The organism is Achromobacter sp. SD115 (genome assembly GCF_017355315.1).
Classification (GTDB): Bacteria; Pseudomonadota; Gammaproteobacteria; order Burkholderiales; family Burkholderiaceae_B; genus Achromobacter; species Achromobacter xylosoxidans_B.
The window spans coordinates 93,212-110,001 of the sequence record NZ_JADIJM010000004.1 but is presented as its reverse complement, the minus strand read 5'-3'; the positions used below and the strand labels follow the sequence as shown (position 1 = coordinate 110,001).

The 16,790-nt window shown below is 67.2% G+C and carries 15 protein-coding genes; 5 read left to right on the top strand and 10 right to left on the bottom strand.

Translation table 11 applies throughout. The features are described 5' to 3' along the window. Positions 1 to 145: 145 nt before the first annotated feature. The 4 genes from dxs to IPU70_RS07295 form a co-directional block, all read right to left on the bottom strand. Complete coding sequence (dxs, locus tag IPU70_RS07310; RefSeq protein ID WP_207466155.1) at positions 146 to 2,008, bottom strand: 1-deoxy-D-xylulose-5-phosphate synthase; 1,863 nt, start codon at positions 2,006 to 2,008, stop codon at positions 146 to 148. Between the two features lie 53 nt (positions 2,009 to 2,061). Continuing rightward, on the bottom strand, positions 2,062 to 2,973 hold the full coding sequence (locus IPU70_RS07305; protein ID WP_207466153.1) for a polyprenyl synthetase family protein: 912 nt from the start codon (positions 2,971 to 2,973) through the stop codon (positions 2,062 to 2,064). A gap of 7 nt (positions 2,974 to 2,980) precedes the next feature. Further along, positions 2,981 to 3,247: an exodeoxyribonuclease VII small subunit gene (locus IPU70_RS07300; RefSeq protein WP_054451022.1), complete on the bottom strand. Its 267-nt coding sequence runs from the start codon at positions 3,245 to 3,247 to the stop codon at positions 2,981 to 2,983. Positions 3,248 to 3,340: 93 nt separating this feature from the next. Then, a complete protein-coding gene (locus IPU70_RS07295; RefSeq protein WP_207466151.1) occupies positions 3,341 to 4,195 on the bottom strand; it encodes an IclR family transcriptional regulator in 855 nt (284 codons plus the stop codon). A 155-nt stretch (positions 4,196 to 4,350) separates the two neighbouring features. Between IPU70_RS07295 and IPU70_RS07290 the strand changes: the two genes are divergently transcribed. From IPU70_RS07290 to IPU70_RS07280, 3 genes are all read left to right on the top strand, one after another. Then, positions 4,351 to 5,319 (top strand): tripartite tricarboxylate transporter substrate binding protein, encoded by a 969-nt coding sequence (locus IPU70_RS07290; protein ID WP_207466150.1) that lies wholly within the window; start codon positions 4,351 to 4,353, stop codon positions 5,317 to 5,319. A gap of 204 nt (positions 5,320 to 5,523) precedes the next feature. After that, the gene (locus tag IPU70_RS07285; protein WP_207466148.1) at positions 5,524 to 6,534 is read left to right on the top strand and encodes an acyltransferase; all 1,011 of its coding nucleotides are present in this window, start codon (positions 5,524 to 5,526) and stop codon (positions 6,532 to 6,534) included. 242 nt (positions 6,535 to 6,776) lie between these two features. Next, the gene (locus IPU70_RS07280; protein WP_013392498.1) at positions 6,777 to 7,925 is read left to right on the top strand and encodes an aromatic ring-hydroxylating dioxygenase subunit alpha; all 1,149 of its coding nucleotides are present in this window, start codon (positions 6,777 to 6,779) and stop codon (positions 7,923 to 7,925) included. Positions 7,926 to 7,999: 74 nt separating this feature from the next. Here IPU70_RS07280 and IPU70_RS07275 read toward each other — a convergent pair whose 3' ends face one another. The 5 genes from IPU70_RS07275 to IPU70_RS07255 form a co-directional block, all read right to left on the bottom strand. Further along, the gene (locus tag IPU70_RS07275; RefSeq protein ID WP_207466146.1) at positions 8,000 to 9,130 is read right to left on the bottom strand and encodes a TIGR03364 family FAD-dependent oxidoreductase; all 1,131 of its coding nucleotides are present in this window, start codon (positions 9,128 to 9,130) and stop codon (positions 8,000 to 8,002) included. A gap of 94 nt (positions 9,131 to 9,224) precedes the next feature. Beyond that, on the bottom strand, positions 9,225 to 10,247 hold the full coding sequence (locus tag IPU70_RS07270) for a putative 2-aminoethylphosphonate ABC transporter substrate-binding protein (RefSeq protein ID WP_013392491.1): 1,023 nt from the start codon (positions 10,245 to 10,247) through the stop codon (positions 9,225 to 9,227). A gap of 96 nt (positions 10,248 to 10,343) precedes the next feature. Further along, positions 10,344 to 11,165, bottom strand: coding sequence for a phosphonoacetaldehyde hydrolase (gene phnX / locus IPU70_RS07265; RefSeq protein ID WP_013392490.1), 822 nt, complete (start codon positions 11,163 to 11,165; stop codon positions 10,344 to 10,346). A gap of 23 nt (positions 11,166 to 11,188) precedes the next feature. Then, positions 11,189 to 12,979, bottom strand: coding sequence for a putative 2-aminoethylphosphonate ABC transporter permease subunit (locus tag IPU70_RS07260; protein ID WP_207466144.1), 1,791 nt, complete (start codon positions 12,977 to 12,979; stop codon positions 11,189 to 11,191). Beyond that, positions 12,957 to 14,030: a putative 2-aminoethylphosphonate ABC transporter ATP-binding protein gene (locus IPU70_RS07255; RefSeq protein WP_207466142.1), complete on the bottom strand. Its 1,074-nt coding sequence runs from the start codon at positions 14,028 to 14,030 to the stop codon at positions 12,957 to 12,959. The genes IPU70_RS07260 and IPU70_RS07255 overlap by 23 nt, the downstream gene beginning before the upstream one ends. A 149-nt stretch (positions 14,031 to 14,179) precedes the next feature. Here IPU70_RS07255 and IPU70_RS07250 point away from each other — a divergent pair, with 149 nt between their 5' ends. Next, the gene (locus tag IPU70_RS07250) at positions 14,180 to 15,043 is read left to right on the top strand and encodes a LysR family transcriptional regulator (protein WP_207466140.1); all 864 of its coding nucleotides are present in this window, start codon (positions 14,180 to 14,182) and stop codon (positions 15,041 to 15,043) included. Between the two features lie 38 nt (positions 15,044 to 15,081). Then, positions 15,082 to 15,651: a phosphonate degradation HD-domain oxygenase gene (locus IPU70_RS07245; RefSeq protein ID WP_207466138.1), complete on the top strand. Its 570-nt coding sequence runs from the start codon at positions 15,082 to 15,084 to the stop codon at positions 15,649 to 15,651. Here the strand turns inward: IPU70_RS07245 and IPU70_RS07240 are convergent. Beyond that, positions 15,629 to 16,762, bottom strand: a complete 1,134-nt coding sequence (locus IPU70_RS07240) for an MFS transporter (protein ID WP_207466505.1) — start codon at positions 16,760 to 16,762, stop codon at positions 15,629 to 15,631. The genes IPU70_RS07245 and IPU70_RS07240 overlap by 23 nt on opposite strands. Between the last annotated feature and the right edge of the window lie 28 nt (positions 16,763 to 16,790).

The window sequence follows — 16,790 nt, the reverse complement described above, 5'->3', positions numbered from 1 at the left end:
GCACGGGCCTAGTAATCTTTGAGAGGGGGCCATTATCGCCCATAGTCCGCCAATCGCCAGGGAAAACCCTTTTATTCGTAGGTTGGCGGGGCCGGAACAGTGTGTTTCATTCCTGCGGACAAAGCCCGCAGGAATCGAAGCGGATTCAGCCCAGCAGATCGGCGTAGCGGGCGCGGATCGAGCTTTCGATGCCCGTCGCGTCCAGGCCGATGCCGGCCCATAGCGCCGACTGTTCGCCATGGTCGATGAACTCGTCGGGCAGGCCCAGTTGCAGCACCGGAATCGTGATCCCGGCCGCGCTCAGCGTTTCCAGCACCGCGCTGCCCGCGCCGCCCATGATGGAGGCATCTTCCAGCGTGACCAGCGCGTCGTGGCGGCTGGCCAGATCGAGGATCAGCTCGCGGTCGATCGGCTTGACGAAGCGCATGTCGGCCACGGTGGCGTCCAGTTTTTCGGCGGCGCCCAGCGCGGCCTGGACCAAGGTGCCAAAACCCAGGATGGCGACCTTGCGGCCTTCGCGGCGCACCACGCCGCGGCCGAGCTCGACAGTACCCAGGCCGGGCTCCTCGGCGGCGCCGCAACCTGCGCCGCGCGGATAGCGCACCGACGCCGGGCCGGGATGCTGATAACAGGTCGACAGCAGCAGCCGCGTTTCGTTTTCGTCCGAAGGCGTGGCCACGACCATGTTGGGTACGCAGCGCAGGAAGGCGATGTCGTAATTGCCGGCATGCGTGGCGCCGTCCGCGCCCACCAGGCCGGCGCGGTCCAGCGCAAAGGTCACGTCCAGGTTCTGCAGGGCGACGTCATGGATGAACTGGTCGTAGCCGCGCTGCATGAAGGTGGAGTAGATCGCGACCACGGGCTTCTGGCCTTCGCAGGCGATGCCGGCGGCGAAGGTCACGGCGTGCTGCTCGGCGATGCCCACGTCGAAATAGCGCTGGGGGAAGCGCTTCTCAAACTCCACCAGTCCGCTGCCTTCGCGCATGGCGGGCGTGATGGCGACCAGACGCGAATCCTGCTCGGCCATGTCGCATAGCCATTGGCCGAAGACCTGCGTGAAGCTGCGCTTGCCCGGCGCCTTCGATTGCTGGATACCGACCGCCGGATCGAACTTGCCCGGGCCGTGGTACAGCACCGGATCGGCCTCGGCCAGCTTGTAGCCCTGGCCTTTCTTGGTCACCACGTGCAGGAACTGCAGGCCTTCCAGGGCCTTGAGGTTCTGCAGCGTGGGCACCAGCGCGTCCAGGTCGTGCCCATCGATCGGGCCGACGTAGTTGAAGCCGAACTCCTCGAACAGCGTGGCCGGCGTGACCATGCCCTTGGCATGTTCCTCGAAGCGGCGCGCCAGTTCCAGCACCGGCGGCACGTGCTGCAGCACCGCCCGGCCCACATTCTTGGCGGCCGCATAGAAGCGGCCCGACATCAGGCGCGCCAGATAGCGGTTCAACGCCCCCACCGGCGGCGAGATCGACATGTCGTTGTCGTTCAGGATCACCAGCAGGTTGATGTTGGGCGTGACGCCGGCATTGTTCATGGCTTCGAAAGCCATGCCCGCGGACATCGCGCCATCGCCGATGATGGCAATGTGCTGGCGCTGCACGCCGGCGTTGCGCGATGCCACCGCCATGCCCAGCGCCGCCGAGATGGAGGTGGACGAATGCGCGGTGCCGAAGGCGTCGTATTCGGATTCGCTGCGTTTCGGGAAGCCCGAAATCCCGTCCTGCTGGCGCAGCTTGGCCATGCCGGCGCGGCGTCCGGTCAGGATCTTGTGCGGGTAGGACTGGTGGCCCACGTCCCAGACGATGCGGTCGTGGGGCGTGTCGAACACCTGATGCAAGGCCAGGGTGAGCTCGACCGTGCCCAAGTTGGACGACAGGTGCCCGCCCGTTTTGGACACCGACTCCAGCACGAAGCCGCGCAACTCATCGGCCAGCCTTTTCAGCTCGCGGCGATCCAGGCGCTTGAGGTCTGCCGGGGATTGAATGCGGTCCAGTAAATCTGTCGTCATGCTTTTATGTGGTTCGTTGGCCCGGCCTGCCTCCAGCCCGGGCTGTTCCCGGCTCAGCGGTCTCGTAGGACGATGAAGTCGGCCAGTTCAGCCAGGCGCGATCCGGCATCGCCCAGCGGAGCCAGGGCAGCCAGCGCGTCCTCACGCAGTTCCTGGGCGAACGCGCGCGCGCCGTCCAGCCCCATCAGCGATACATAGGTGGGCTTGTTTTCGGCGGCGTCCTTGCCTGGCGTCTTGCCCAGGCTGGCGCTGTCGGCGGTCACGTCCAGAATGTCGTCGACCACCTGGAAGGCCAGCCCAACGGCCTGCGCGTAGGCGTCCAGCGCCTGGCGCGAGGCCGAGCTGGCGCCCGCCACGATGCCGCCCAGGGCCACGCTGCAAGCCAGCATGGCGCCCGTCTTCATGCTGTGCATGGTTTGCAGTTCGTCGCGCGACAGCGCGTGGCCGACGCTGAACAGGTCGATCGCCTGCCCGCCGGCCATGCCCTGGCTGCCGGCGGCGCGCGCCAGCGACTGGGTGGCCTGCACGATCAGCGCGGGTGCGATCGGCATGGAAGCCAGCAGATCGAAGGCCAGCGGCTGCAGCGCATCACCCGCCAGCATGGCGGTCGCTTCGTCGAACTTCACATGGGTAGTGGGACGGCCGCGGCGCAGCGTGTCGTCGTCCATGCAGGGCAGGTCGTCGTGCACCAGCGAATAGGCATGGATCAGTTCCACCGCCGCGGCGGCGCGGTCCAGCGAGGCCTGCACGGCCAGCACGCTGCCGCTGACGGGGCAGGCCTGCCCCGCCGCGTAGACCAGCGCGGCGCGCACCCGCTTGCCGCCGCCGAGCACGGCGTAGCGCATGGCTTCGTGCAGCCGCGAGGGCAACGCATCCGCCGGGGGCAACAGATCATCCAGCACGTCTTCGACGTGCTGCACGCGCCCTTGCAACCATTCCGGAAAGGCGAGTTGAATTTGCTTCATCGGGTTCTTATTCGTCATCCAGCGCCGCCGGGTCCAGCGGACGCAGCAAATCGCCTTCCAGGACCTTGACCTGCTGTTCGGCCTGCGCCAAGCGTTCCTGGCAGACCCGCGTGAGCGCCACGCCGCGCCGGTAGGCGGCAAGCGACTGCTCCAGCGGCAACGAGCCGTCTTCCATGGCCGCTACCAGCGACTCGAGTTCGGCCAGCGCCGTTTCGAAATCCTGGGGCAAGGGACGGTCATCGATCTGCGGATCGGCTTGTGAAGATTTGGCCAAACGGGTCTCCGAGGGCGCTAGGGGGTGGATCAATCCGTGAATTGTACGAGATACCCGCAAGGCCGTCGGGCTTGCCGCCGCGCGCCACGCGTCTCAGGCCGGGGCGCCCGCCAGCCCCGCTATGGCGGCGTGCAGCAGAGGCGCCACGCGCGTGCGCAGGTCAGCCTCGGGCAACAGGCTGGCGGGCCCGCCGCAGCTCATGACGAAGACGCCCTCGCCCGTGATGGACGAGAACGGCACCGCCACCGCATTGATCCCCGACTGCCATTCGCCGATGGCGTAGCAGCAGCCCGTGTCGCGCAGTTCCGCCCGGGCGCGCTCGATGGCGTCCGCGGCCGGCGCCGTCTCGCCCAGGCGGGCCAGCGCGTCGGCGCAAGCCTGGGGCGGCAGGCTGGCCAGGTATGCGCGGCCCATGGCGCTGTCCAGGCTGGCGCGATAGCCCACCGGCAGGCGCAGGTACAGCGCCGAAGAGCCATGGATGGCTTCGACGTAGGTCATGGCGTCGCCGTCGAAGGCGCCCAGGGCCACCGCGCCGCCGGTGGCGCGCGCCAGCTCGGTCATCGAGGCCTTGGCCAGTTCGCGCACCTCCAGCCCGGCCAGCAGGCCGAAGCCCAGCGCCAGCACGCCGTAGCCAGGCGAGTACTTGCCGGTGTCCGGGTGATAGCGCAGGTAACCCAATTCAGTAAGGGTGTAGGTAATGCGACTGATGGTGGGCTTGGGCAGGCCGGTCAGGCGCGCCAGGTCCAGGTTGCCCAAGGCCGATACGCCATGGCGGAAGCAGCGCAGCACATCCAATCCGCGCGCCAGCGCCGTGATGAAGTCGGGAGAATTGGCGCCCTCGCCCGCGCCGGCGGCGCGCTTGCGGCGCGCGGGCAGGCTGAGTTCGACCTTGCCATCAGGTTTGGCGGCGGGATGCGCGATGCGCTTGGCGTCAGAAAAAGATTGCATTTCTATTCGCTTCGTTTTTATAGTTTATTTCGAACAACAAAATTAAATTCCATTTTACGGAATTTAAAGCATCCAAGGAGACCTGGCAAGCACTGCCTTGCGGCGCCAAGCCAGGCCCGACCCTCCACTCATGCACACGTTTTCAAGGGGAAAACATGCTTCGCACTAGCTTCAAACTGCTGGCCACCCTGCTGCTCAGCGCGGCGGCGCTGGGCGCCCAGGCCGAAACCTACCCGGCCCGCCCGATCAAGGTGGTCTCGCCCTTCCCTGCCGGCGGCGCCACCGACGTGCTGACCCGCATCCTGGCCGAACGCATGGCCAAGACGCTGGGCCAGCCCATGATCGTCGAGAACAAGGCGGGCGCCGGCACCTCGATCGGGGCGGCCTTTGTCTCGCGCGAAGCGCCGGACGGCTACACCATCCTGATGGCGACCAACTCCACGCTGGTCACCAACCGCTATCTGTACAAGGAACTGCCCTACGATCCCGACGGCTTCGCTCGCATCGGCATGGTCGGGGTGGGACCGCTGGTCCTGCTGGCCAGCCCCAAGCGGCCCTTCAACAGCACCCAGGACGTGGTGGCCTACGCCAAGCAGAACCCGGGCAAGCTGACCTTCGCCACCTTCGGTCCTGGCACCTCCTCGCACCTGGCGGGCGAACTCTTCAAGGAGCGCGCGGGCATCGACATCCTGCACGTGCCGTTCAAGGGCGCGACCCAGGCCCTGCCCGCCCTGATCAGCGGCGACGTGGACCTGTTCTTCGACATGGTGGCCACCGGCATGCCGCAGGCCGATGCCGGCAAGGTCAAGGTCTTCGCCATCACCAGCCCCGGCCGCCTGGCGACGCAGCCCAAGCTGGCAACGTTGGCCGAGCAAGGCTATCCCGCGTTCGACATGACCGCCTGGTTCAGCTTCGTGGCGCCCAAGGGCACGCCCGCCCCCGTCATGGAAAAACTGCAGCAGGCCCTGGTCGAAACCCTGCAGGACGAAACCGTCAAGAAGCGCATGCTGGACATGGGCATCGACCCGCGCTCAGGCACCGCCGCCGAGCTGGACAAGCAGATCAAGACCGAACAGCCCATCGTGGCGCAGCTGATCAAGCAGGCCAATATCGTTCTGCAATGAAGGCGCGAGCCGTTTCGTGACAAAACGTAGGCAGGCCCGCGCCTGCCCGTGAATGCGCCGCGCCTTGCGGCTGCTACCGGCAGAGGCTCCCGCAGCCTCTGCCGGTTTTTGTTGCGCCGCCGACAGGCCCTCTAACCCCTGGATACAGAACCGGGACGCGCCCCGCTGCTAAGGTGAAAAGGCAAACACCGCAACGGGAGCCTGATGCCGTACATCGAAGAGAAATATGCGCGCCTGGATGCCGCCCGCTGGCTGGCGGCGGTGGCCGTCGTGCTGCTGCACAGCGCGGCCATGGTAGTCAGCAACCCGGCCGTCTACGGCGGCGGAGCCTGGTTGGCCGCCAATCTGTACGACTCGGCCGCGCGCTGGTGCGTGCCCGTGTTCGTCATGGTCAGCGGCGCCCTGCTGCTGGATCCCGAGAAGCCGCAGGACGCGCGCCAGTTCTACAGCCGGCGCATGGCGCGCATCTGCGCGCCGCTCCTGTTCTGGACCTTCTTCTATCTGGCATGGCGCACGGCGCTGGACTGGTGGGACGACGGCCGCATCGATTTTTCGTTCTGGCCACGCAAACTGGTCCAGGGCGAGCCGTACTACCACCTGTGGTACCTGTACATGATCGTGGGCTTGTACCTGTTCGCGCCGCTGGTGCGCGTCCTGTATGCGCGCAGCACGCCGCGGGCGCGGGCGCTGTGGGTGGTGGGCATCCTGGGCGTGGCGATCCTGGACGCGCTGTACCGCCGCGCGCTGGGCGCGCCCGCCGGCTTCTTCCTGACCTGGTTCCTGCCCTATCTGGGCTACTTCGTGGCGGGCCGCCTGATCTTCGACGGCCAGATGCGCATCCCCCGGCCCGGCCTGATGCTGGCAGCCAGCGTGGCCGCCACCGCGTTGGGCGTCTATACGATGTCGAGCAGCCGCGCTCTCAACACCTACTTTTACGATTACTTCAGCCTCACCGTGCCCTTCATGTCGTTGGCCGCGTTCCAGTGGATCGTCTCATCGCCGCGCCTGCCGCGGCTGGCCGCGCTGGCGCCGCTGACCTTCGGCGTCTACCTGATCCATCCGCTGTTCCTGGACGTGGCGCATCGCGCCGGCGCCCTGAGCGGCGCGCGCAATGACGCATGGACGCTGCCGGTGTTGGCCGCCGCCGTGTTCGCGCTGTCGGCGGCCAGCAGCTGGCTGCTGAGGCGCCATCCCGCCACCCGACGCTTCGTCTGAAAGGCCTACATCTTCAAGGGGTTATGCCGCAGCTGGCACGCATCGACCAGCCGCGGCATAACTTCACCAAGCTTCGCAGATCTTCACGGGCGCGGGGTAAGGGCTTGGGGTACAATTCACGGCTTATTTGATCGGCCAGCACCGATTTTTCTTCGCGCCAGCACGGAACGCACCCAGCGGATTTCAAAGCCGCCAGGCAAATGCTTCTCCGTCCTGGCTTTTTTATCCGAGCGGGGGGAATCATGACCGACATCGGTCGGATGGCACATGTAGTGCCAGCTCGCACCCAGCTACCCGTCAGCGCGTATTTTGACGAAGCCCTCTTTGCCCGCGAGCAAGAACTCATTTTCAAGCAATCCTCACAATACGTCGGCCACCAGAAAGTGGTGCCCGAAAACGGGGATTGGCGTACGTTGGTCCAGGAAGACGGAGGGCGCGTACTGGTTCGCAACCAGCAAGGCGTCGAACTCATCTCAAATGTCTGCCGCCATCGCCAGGCTTTGATGCTTGGCGGCGAGACCGGCAATGTGGCCGGCAACTGCAATACGCATGGCAACCTGAAGGCAACCGGCGGCAACATTGTCTGCCCCTTGCATCGCTGGACGTACAACAACCAGGGCGAGTTGTTGGGCGCGCCGCAGTTCGCCACCACGCCCTGCATGAACCTGCAGAAGTTCCGCCTGCGCGACTGCCATGGCCTGCTGTTCGAAGGTCCGCGTGATCCGGCCGCCGACATGGCGCCGTTGTTCTCGCGTCCGGAATTCGACTTCGGCGACTATGTGCTGGACCACGTCGAAGTGCACCAGTGCAACTACAACTGGAAGACCTTCATCGAGGTCTACCTGGAGGACTACCACGTCGGTCCGTTCCACCCGGGCCTGGGCCGCTTCGTCACCTGCGACGACCTGAGCTGGGAGTTCAACGACTGGTACAGCCTGCAGAAGGTCGGCGTGCACAACGCCCTGGCGCAGCCGGGGTCCGACGTGTACAAGCAGTGGCATGACCGGCTGCTGGCGTTCCGCGAGGGCGACGCGCCGGATTTCGGCGCGGTCTGGGTCACGTACTTCCCGACCCACATGATCGAGCTGTACCCGCACGTGCTGGTGCTCTCCACGCTGTATCCGAAGGGTCCCCAGGAAACGGTGAACGTGGTCGAGTTCTACTACCCCGAGGAAATCGCCGCCTTCGAGCGCGAATTCGTCGAAGCGCAGCGCGCCGCCTACATGGAAACGGCCATCGAGGACGACGAGATCGCCGAGCGCATGGACGCGGGCCGCAAGGCGCTGATGCTGCGCGGCGTGAACGAAACCGGTCCTTACCAGTCGCCCATGGAAGACGGCATGCAGCACTTCCATGAATGGTATCGCCGCATCATGCAGGAGCGGGTCTGAAGCCACGCTTCGGCACCGCCCCCAAACGCAAAGGCCTCGCATCCGCGAGGCCTTTGTTTTTCCCGGCGCCGGACTCAGCGGCCCAGCACGCTGGCCACCGTGCGTTCGCCAATGGCCAGTCCCACCGTCATGCCCACGCCCGAATGCATGACCGCCACCGTCGTGGCCGGGTCCACCGGCATGACGGAGAACGGCGCCGGGCCGTGCGCGCCATAGACACCCTGCCAGCGCTCCAGCACGCGCAGGCGCGCGCCCAGGGCCTGGGACGCCAGGTCCAGCATGGCGTTGTCGACCGCCTCGTCGTTGAACGGCGGCGCATCCTGGCCGTAGCGGTGCGAATCGCCGATGATCAGTTCGCCATGGGGCGTGGGACTGATCAGCAAATGGATGCCGTTCTCCAGCAGCATGGGCGTGCGCGTCTGGATCACCTCGCGCAGCGCCTGCGCCGAAGGCAGGTCGGAGAACGCGCCGTAATGCACGCAGGACAGGCCGGTCAGCAAGGGACGGTCCAGCGCGATGGGATGGGTTTCGAACGCGGCGCGCAGCATTTGCAGGCGCGTGACCTCCAGATTCATCGGCGCAAAGCGCTCTGGCAGCAGCGTCAGGTAGTCGTGTCCGGGACAGACGAACACGTGTCCGCCCTTGAACTCGCCCGCCGAAGTGCACACCAGCCCGTCCTCGACCGCGCGCGCCAGCGTGCCGGTGATGAACGTCACGCCCAGCGATTCCGCCAGGTAGCGCGTGATGGCGGGCAGCGCCTCGCGCGAGTAGATCTGCAGATCGTCGTGGCCTTGCAGGCCCGCGCAGTGATGCGCCAGCTGCCCGCCGTACAGCTTGCCCACCTCGCGGCCGGACAGCAGTTCGGCGCGATAGCCTTCCTGGCGCATGCGCGTATCGGCGAACTCCTGCAGCACGTCCGCCTCTTCGGCATTGCGCGCCAGCACCAGGGCGCCGTTGGCGCGCACATGGAAGCCCGCGCGGCCCGCCAGTTCCAGCCATAGCTCGCGCGCCTGCTGGGCGTGCGACAGCATCATGCCGGGCGCCTGGCCCGTCACGATGACCTGGCCGAAGTTGCGGATGGTGGCGCCATGCGCCTGGCGGCTGCGCTCGATCACGGCCACCGACAGGCCGCGCTTGGCGGCCGCCCAGGCGTGGGCAATGCCCAGCATGCCGGCGCCCACCACGACTACGTCGAAATTTTTCATCTGTGGAACATTGCAAAGGGAAATGCGGCGGGAGCCGCCCTGGCGGGCGCCCCCGGGACGCGGCGGCAACCAGCGCCGCCGCGATCAAACGGACTTACTTCTTCTTCGGCTCGGACTTGCCGTCGTAGCGCTTGGTCCACTCGGCGATGATGCGGTCGCGGTTGGTGGCGGCCCAGGTGAAGTCGTTCTTGATCATGCGCTGCATCAGATCGGCCGGCAGGTTCGGATTCGACGTGGCGATCGACGGGATGGCCAGCACGGCGAAGTTGGCCTTGTACAGTTCGTTGGCCTCGCGGCTGGCGGAGAAGTCGGCCAGCTTGCGGGCGGCTTCCAGGTTCTTGGTGCCCTTCATGATGGCGGTGGCTTCGACTTCCCAGCCCAGGCCTTCCGAGGGGAACACGGCTTCGACCGGCGCGCCGTCGGCCTTCAGCTTGGCGGCGCGGTAGTCGAACGACACGCCGATCGGGAATTCGCCAGCGGCAGCCATGTTGCACGGCTTGGAGCCCGAGTGCGTGTACGAGCCGATGTTCTTGTGCAGGGCATCCATGTAGGCCCAGCCCTTCTCTTCACCGAAGATCTGCAGCCAGGCGCTGACGTCCAGGAAGCCGGTGCCCGACGAAGCCGGGTTCGGCATCACGATCTTGCCGGCGTACACCGGCTTGGTCAGGTCCTGCCACGAGGTGGGCTTGGGCAGCTTCTGCTTTTCCGCTTCGATGGTGTTGAAGCAGATGGCGGCGGCGAAGCCGTCCATGCCGACCCAGCTGGGCTCGGCCTTGGCATCGCGCATGTTGGCGGCGATCTGGTCCAGGCCCTTGGGGGCGTAGGGCTGCAGCATGCCTTCCTTGTCCATCAGGCCCAGCGAGGTGCCGGCCAGGCCCCAGACGGCGTCGGCCTTGGGGTTGTTCTTTTCGGCCAGCAGCTTGGCGGTGATGATGCCGGTGGAGTCGCGCACCCACTGGATCTTGATGTCGGGATAGGCCTTCTCGAACGCGGCCTGGTAGGCCTTGATCTGGTCGGCTTCGAGCGCGGTGTAGACCGTCAGCGTGGTCTCGGCGGAGGCGGCGCCCATCACGCCCGTCAGGGCGGCGGCCAGTGCAAGCAGCTTGTAGCGATTCATGAAGTACTCCGTTGGTAGGCGGAAAAAAGGCTGTGAAGGTCCCCGGGGCTGGCCTGGGCCGGCCCCGTCAGGCGGTGCAGACAGGTAATGGAACGTTTAGGGGCGCTGGCCCGCGGACAAACGGGATTCGATGTCGGCGATCACCGCGGGCAAGTCGGCGACGGTGTCGATCAGGTAGTGCGGCGCGGCGGGCGACAGCTCCAGGCTGGCGGCGGTGCGCGCCTTCTGGCGGCCGGCGTCGTCCAGGCTCAGGTACTCCTCCAGCGTCAGGCCGGCGGCGTTGCCCGACAGCAGCAGGCCGACGGTCCACATGCCGGCGCGGCGTCCTTCCTCGATGCCGGGGGCGGTGTCGTCGACCTTGACGCAAGCGGCCACGTCGGACAGGCCGAGCTCGACCACGTTCTTCAGGGCCATCGCGGGCGCCGGCCGGGCGCGCGGCACGTCGTCGCTGGCGACGATGCAGTCGGGCTCCAGGCCTTCGGACGCGGCGCGTTCCACCACGCGGCGCATGACGCTGGCCGGATAGCCCGAGCACGAACCGATCTTCAGGCCGTGCTGGCGCAGGGCGCGCAACAGTTCGACTGCGCCGGGGATCGCCGCGGAATACTGGGCAACCTTGTCCAGCTGCATCGGCAGGAAGCGCTCGTAGATGGCGGTCACGTCGTCATCGGTGGGCAGGCGGCCGAACTGGGCCTGGTACTGGCCGGCGATCACGGCATCGTTGCAGAGCGTGCGGATGTGGTCCCACTTGCCCATGCCCATCGGACCGCGGGCCTGCGCCAGCGACATTTCCACGCCGAACTGCGAGAACGCGTCCACGAACACCTTGGTGGGCGCGAAGGAGCCGAAGTCGACCAGCGTGCCGGCCCAGTCGAAAATCACCGCTTCCAGGCGGACGGGCAAAGGCGAAACAGTCATGAGGGTCTTCCTTGAAAAATCGTTCAATGGGCCACGGGACGGCGCCAGGCCTGGCTGCGCGCCACCAGCGCGCGGCTGGCCAGATGCAGGACCATCGCAGCGACGGCCGAGCTGGCCATGATCACGGTGCACATGGCGGCGGCGGGGCCGATGAAGCCAGCGTCGTCCATGTTCAACACCGCGACCGCGGCCAGCACCGTCGAAGGGCTGTACAGGAATACGACCGCGGACACCGTCGTCATGGCGGAAACAAACAGATAGCGGGCCACGTCAAGCGCTGCCGGCAAGCACATCGGCAAGGTCACGCGCAGGAAGGTCGTCAGGCGCGGCACCTTCAGCGACGCCGAGGCCGCTTCGAACTCGGGGTCCAGCGCGTTGAGCGCGGTGGCGGCCGTCAGGTGCGCGCTGGTATAGAAGTGGATGACGGTACACAGGACCAGCAGCGGCATGGTGCCGTACAGCACGTTCAGCGGATTCGACAGACTGTTGAAGAAGAAGATGTAGCCCAGGCCCAGCACCAGGCCAGGCACGGCCATGGGCATCAGCGCCAGCATGCCGACCATGCCGCGCAGGCCGCGCGCCAGCTGGCCGCGGGCGGGTACCTTCTCCATCATCCATGCGCCCGTGAAGACCACGGCCGTGCCGATCAGGGCGGTGCAGAACGCCAACTGCAGGCTGTTGCGCCAGGCCAGCCAGCCGCCGCCGTCCATATTGTCGAAGTCGTACGAACGCAGCGACATCGACAGGTTGTAAGGCCACATCTTCACGAAGGACGCCCACACCGCCACGCCGATGATCAGCAGCAGGAACGCCGCCAGCACGCCGGCCAGCGCCAGGAAGGCGGCATCGCGGCGGCGGTTGGGGCCGGCGGCGTAGGGCTGGGCCCGGCCGCTCATCTGGGCGCCCTGGCGGGCGCGCAGCCGCCGGTCCAGGGCGAAGGTCAGGATAGCCGGGAGTAGCAGCAGGATGCCAATGGCCGCGCCCTTGGGGAAATTCTGCTGGCCGACCACGGCCTTATAGGCTTCCATCGCCAGCACGTTGTAGTCGCCGCCCACGACCTTGGGCACGCCGAAGTCGGTCACCGTCAGCGTGAACACCACGCAGCAGGCCGAGAACACGGCGTAGCGGGTGCCTGGCAGGGTCACCGTCAGGAAGGTGCGCCAGGGGCCCGCGCCCATGGCACGCGCGGCGTCGTAGAGACGGCCGTCGGCCAGGGCCAGGCCGGTCAGAAGAATCATGAGCGCGTGCGGGAAGGTATAGAAAGCCTCGCCCACGACGATGCCCCAGAAGCCGTAGATGGTCGCGCCGCCGGTCAGGCCCTTGAGCAGGCCCTGGTTGCCCAGCAAGTACACCAGCGCAATGCCCGGCAGCAGCGACGGCGCCAGCAGCGGCAGTAAGGCGACGGTGCGCAGCAGCCCCTTGCCCGGCAGGCGCGTACGCGTCAGGCCGTAGGCGAATCCGTAGGCGCAGGGCACCACCAGCAGCGTGGTCACGACGCCTACCGCGAGGCTGCGCGCGACCATGGCCATGAAGCCGTCGCCGCCGATGATGTCCGCCAGCACCGACAGCCCGGCCCAGGCGCCGTCACTGTCGGTCACCGACCGGATCAGGATCGCGGCCAGCGGCAGCGCCAGGAACAACAGCAGACCCAGCGCCAGGGCGCCCTGCCCGGTGGCGAGGCCGAGCGTGCCGATCCAGGCCGGCAGCGGACGGCGACCCAGCGCCGGCGCGGACGCCGCCAGGCTGGCCGCAGCCGGGGCGGCCGTGGTGGAGGAACGGTTCATGGCGGGATCAAGCGTAGGCGCGTATCGCATGGCGCGGCAGCTCCACCCAGCAGCGGCTGGCGGCGTGAGGGCCCAGCAGGGCGTCTCCGATTTCGGGGGACACGATGGAATGCACCGTGCTGCCGGGCACTCCCTCCAGGCGCAGGGCCAGGCGATAGCCTCGGCCCAGGAACACGCCGTCGAGCACGTCGGCCAGCATAGCGTTCGGCTGCTCCGGGCGCACGGTGCTGACGCGCACCGCTTCCGGCCGCACGAACAGCTTGCCGCTGGCGGCGTCCAGCGCCTCGTCCACGGCCAGCTCCTGGCGGCCGACGCGGGCGCGGTGCGCGTCCAGGCGTTCGAACGGCAGCCAGTTGGCCTCGCCGACGAAATCGGCGATGAAGGCCGAGCCGGGCTGGCGGTAGAGTTCCCGCGGCGTGCCGTACTGCTCGATGATGCCGCCATTCATGACGGCGATGCGGTCGGCCATCACCATGGCCTCTTCCTGGTCATGCGTGACCATCAGCGTGGTGATGGACAGGCGCTTCTGCAGGGCGCGCAGTTCGATGCGCAGATGCTCGCGGACGCGGGCGTCCAGCGCCGACATGGGCTCGTCCAGCAGCAGCAGGGACGGCGACGGCGCCAGCGCGCGCGCCAGGGCCACGCGCTGCTGCTGCCCGCCGGAAATCTGTCCCGGATATTTGTCGGCCGCGCCGGCCAGCCCGACCAGCGTCAGCATTTCCTCGACGCGGTTGGCGACGTGGTTGCGGTGCGCGCGCTTGCCGCTCAGTCCGTAGGCCACGTTCTGGGCCACGGTCAGATTGGGAAACAGCGCATAGGACTGGAACAGGATTCCGTAGTCGCGCGCCTGCGGTTCGGCATGCGAGATGTCGCGCCCGGACAGCACGATGGTGCCGCTGTCCTGCCGCTCCAGGCCGGCGATGGCGCGCAACAAGGTGGTCTTGCCGCAGCCCGAGGGGCCCAGCAGGCACACCAGCTCCCCGGCACGGATGTCGAGCGAGACGTCCGACAGCGCGGTATGGCTGCCAAAGCGCTTCACCAGATGCCTGACAGAGAGAAATGCGGTATCGCGTTCGGCCATGGGGCCTCCGGTTTGGGAACGAAGGCAGTATGGAAGACGCGTATTGAGTGTTTATGACACTTCGCGCAAATGCAGTAATAAAAACATCAAATTATTTTGGTGTACTGGCGGTCTTGCGCATTGCGCCCATAATCCGCCCCCGAAAAACCGTGCTTGTCGCCGAACTCAAATCCTTCTACGCCGTGGCCCGCTGCGGCACCGTTACCAAGGCCGCCGCCCAGCTGGGCGTCAGCCAGCCCACGGTGACGGGGCAATTGCGCCAGTTGGAGTCCCGTTACGGCGTGGAACTGTTTCACCGCCAGGGGCGCGGCATGCGCCTGTCGGACGCCGGCCACAGCCTGATGCCCATGGTGGAGAAGCTGGTCCAGCAGGAAACCGAGATCGATTTCCGCCTGCGCGACGCCAGCGACCTGCGCGAAGGCAATCTGCGCATCGGCGCCACCGGTCCCTACTACATCATGGATACGGTGCGCGCCTACAACCAGCGCTACCCAGGCATAGACCTGACCCTGGCCATCGGCAATTCGCAAAGCATGCTGCAGGCGCTGCATGACTATCGCATCGAGATTGCCACTTCATCCTTTCTGATGGATGACAAGCATCTGTACCGGCGCATGATCGCCGCCGATCCCATCCGGGTGGTGGCGCATCGCGACCACCCCCTGGCGCGCCACAGCCAGGTCCGCCTGGCCGATCTGGCCGAACACGCGCTGCTGTTGCGCGAACCCGGCTCCATGACGCGGCAACTGACGGAGGACGCCTTGCAGGCGGCCGGCGTCGCCGTGCGCCGCACGCTGGAGATCGGCAGCCGCGAGTCGATCCGCCAGGCCATCCTGTGCGGACTGGGGATCAGCCTGATCCCCTCGCGCGAGATCCCCTCCCATCCCGAATTGGCGGCCCTGGACATCGAGGGCGCCGGCATCGTGATGCACGAATACCTGTACTGCCTGCGCGAGCGCCAACCGGTGCAGCTTATCGCGCGCTTTCTGGAGATGGCGCCAGCCGCCGGCTGAGCGCCGCCCTCCCCTATGCGGCCACCCAGGAGACAACCATGGCCTTGACCCTGCAAGATATCGAACAGATTTTCCTCGAGCGCGGGCATCGCGCCTATGACGGCGAATCCGTCAGCCATCTGCGGCACGCCTTGCAGACCGCGGCGCTGGCCGAACGCCACGGCGCCGGCGCCCACCTGATCACCGCCAGCCTGCTGCACGACCTGGGCCACCTCATCGCCGACCGTCCGGGCACGCCCACGCTGCGCGGCCTCGACGACAAACACCAGTATTTCGTGCTGCCCTTCCTGCGCGGCCTGTTCGGCCCGGCGGTGCTGGACCCGATCCGGCTGCACGTGGAGGCCAAGCGCTACCTCTGCTATGTGGAACCCCAATATGAAGCGTCGCTCTCGGAGGATTCGAAGCGCAGCCTGGCGTTGCAAGGGGGCAGTTTCGATGCGGGCCAGGCGGTGGATTTCGCGAGCATGCCGGGCGCGCCGGATGCGATCCGCCTGAGGCGCTGGGACGACATGGCCAAGGTCCCCGGCTTGGCCACGCCGCCACTGGATCATTTCCTGGAGATCGCCGAGAGCGTCTCCGGACGGATCAAGCTGGCTGCCATCTGGTAGGGCTGGCGGGAAAACCGTGCGTCCTGGCGGCCCAGACGACCGCCAGCGTCGCCGCCAGCAGCGCCAGCAGGGCCGGCACGAATGCGGCCACGCCCACGCGTTCGAGCAACGCGCCGCCGACCACGCCGCCCGCGGCGATGGCCGTGTTCCACGCCGTCACCAGCATGGACTGCGCGACGTCCGCGGCATCGCCGGCCGTCTTGGCCAGCGCAGTCTGGAACAGCGTCGGCGAGCCGCCAAACGCCACACCCCAGGCGCCCACAGACAGATAGAGCATGGCCGGCATGCCGCCCGCGATGCCCAGCGCCAGCGCGGCCAGGCCGAACAGGGCTATGCAGGCCAGGGTCAACGCCCGCAGATGGCGGTCGATCAACGCTCCTACCGCCCAGATGCCGAGCAGGGAACTCAGTCCGAACACCAGCAGCACCAGCTCGGTGCTTGCAGCCATCCCCACCGAGGCCAGGAACGGCGCGATATAGATGTAGAGAATGTTGTGCGCCAGCACGAACGCCAGCACCGCGAACAGCACCGGCCGCACGCCAGGCAGCAGGAATACGCGCCGCAGCGGCAGTTGCTGGCCCCGGGCTTGTCCCGCAAAGTCCGGCACCCGCAAGCGCACCCAGAGCATCAGGATCAGAGCCAGCCCGCTCATAATGCCAAAGCCGATGCGCCAGCCCCACAGCGAGCCCAGCAAGGTTCCCGCGGGAACACCCAGCGACAGCGCCAGCGGCGCGCCCAGCATCGCCACCGCGATTGCGCGGCCCTGCTGATGCGGCGGCACCATGCGCGCGGCGTAGCCGGCCACCAAGGCCCACAACAGCCCCGCCGACATGCCGGCCAGGAAGCGCGCGGCCATGGTCAGCACATAGGCGGATGACAGCGCGGTCACGGTATTGGCGAGCACGAACCCGGCGATCGCCGCCAGCAGCAGCGGACGCCTGCGCACGCCCCGGGTGGCGGCGACCAGCGGAATTGCCGCCACCAGCGAGCCTATCGCATAGATGGTGACGGTCTGGCCGATGCTGGCCTGGGACACGGCAAGGCCCTGCGCCATCTGCGGCAGCAGCCCGGCCGGCAGCGCCTCGGTCAGGATCGTGATGAAGCCCGCCATGGCCAGCGCCAGCAGCGAGCCCCACGGC

Bases quoted from the DNA above. Each gene is read 5' to 3' on its own strand.
- dxs (WP_207466155.1), bottom strand. From the start codon at position 2,008: ATGACGACAGATTTACTGGACCGCATTCAATCCCCGGCAGACCTCAAG.
- IPU70_RS07305 (WP_207466153.1), bottom strand. From the start codon at position 2,973: ATGAAGCAAATTCAACTCGCCTTTCCGGAATGGTTGCAAGGGCGCGTG.
- IPU70_RS07295 (WP_207466151.1), bottom strand. From the start codon at position 4,195: ATGCAATCTTTTTCTGACGCCAAGCGCATCGCGCATCCCGCCGCCAAA.
- IPU70_RS07290 (WP_207466150.1), top strand. From the start codon at position 4,351: ATGCTTCGCACTAGCTTCAAACTGCTGGCCACCCTGCTGCTCAGCGCG.
- IPU70_RS07285 (WP_207466148.1), top strand. From the start codon at position 5,524: ATGCCGTACATCGAAGAGAAATATGCGCGCCTGGATGCCGCCCGCTGG.
- IPU70_RS07280 (WP_013392498.1), top strand. From the start codon at position 6,777: ATGACCGACATCGGTCGGATGGCACATGTAGTGCCAGCTCGCACCCAG.
- IPU70_RS07275 (WP_207466146.1), bottom strand. From the start codon at position 9,130: ATGAAAAATTTCGACGTAGTCGTGGTGGGCGCCGGCATGCTGGGCATT.
- IPU70_RS07270 (WP_013392491.1), bottom strand. From the start codon at position 10,247: ATGAATCGCTACAAGCTGCTTGCACTGGCCGCCGCCCTGACGGGCGTG.
- phnX (WP_013392490.1), bottom strand. From the start codon at position 11,165: ATGACTGTTTCGCCTTTGCCCGTCCGCCTGGAAGCGGTGATTTTCGAC.
- IPU70_RS07260 (WP_207466144.1), bottom strand. From the start codon at position 12,979: ATGCGATACGCGCCTACGCTTGATCCCGCCATGAACCGTTCCTCCACC.
- IPU70_RS07255 (WP_207466142.1), bottom strand. From the start codon at position 14,030: ATGGCCGAACGCGATACCGCATTTCTCTCTGTCAGGCATCTGGTGAAG.
- IPU70_RS07245 (WP_207466138.1), top strand. From the start codon at position 15,082: ATGGCCTTGACCCTGCAAGATATCGAACAGATTTTCCTCGAGCGCGGG.
- IPU70_RS07240 (WP_207466505.1), bottom strand. From the start codon at position 16,762: ATGGCGGGCTTCATCACGATCCTGACCGAGGCGCTGCCGGCCGGGCTG.